The sequence below is a fragment of the Arthrobacter luteolus NBRC 107841 genome (genome assembly GCF_001552075.1).
Taxonomy (GTDB): Bacteria; Actinomycetota; Actinomycetes; order Actinomycetales; family Micrococcaceae; genus Arthrobacter_B; species Arthrobacter_B luteolus.
In genome coordinates, this window is record NZ_BCQM01000032.1 from 1 (window position 1) to 625 (window position 625).

At 62.7% G+C, this 625-nt stretch carries 1 pseudogene; it reads right to left on the reverse strand.

From position 1 onward, the window contains the following. Positions 1–625, reverse strand: a pseudogene (gene intI1 / locus AL3_RS17925) (class 1 integron integrase IntI1); the annotation flags it as partial.

A 625-nucleotide genomic window follows, 5' to 3' on the forward strand; every position in this document is an offset into this window, starting at 1 on the left:
TGTGATGGCGACGCACGACACCGCTCCGTGGATCGGTCGAATGCGTGTGCTGCGCAAAAACCCAGAACCACGGCCAGGAATGCCCGGCGCGCGGATACTTCCGCTCAAGGGCGTCGGGAAGCGCAACGCCGCTGCGGCCCTCGGCCTGGTCCTTCAGCCACCATGCCCGTGCACGCGACAGCTGCTCGCGCAGGCTGGGTGCCAAGCTCTCGGGTAACATCAAGGCCCGATCCTTGGAGCCCTTGCCCTCCCGCACGATGATCGTGCCGTGATCGAAATCCAGATCCTTGACCCGCAGTTGCAAACCCTCACTGATCCGCATGCCCGTTCCATACAGAAGCTGGGCGAACAAACGATGCTCGCCTTCCAGAAAACCGAGGATGCGAACCACTTCATCCGGGGTCAGCACCACCGGCAAGCGCCGCGACGGCCGAGGTCTTCCGATCTCCTGAAGCCAGGGCAGATCCGTGCACAGCACCTTGCCGTAGAAGAACAGCAAGGCCGCCAATGCCTGACGATGCGTGGAGACCGAAACCTTGCGCTCGTTCGCCAGCCAGGACAGAAATGCCTCGACTTCGCTGCTGCCCAAGGTTGCCGGGTGACGCACACCGTGGAAACGGATGAA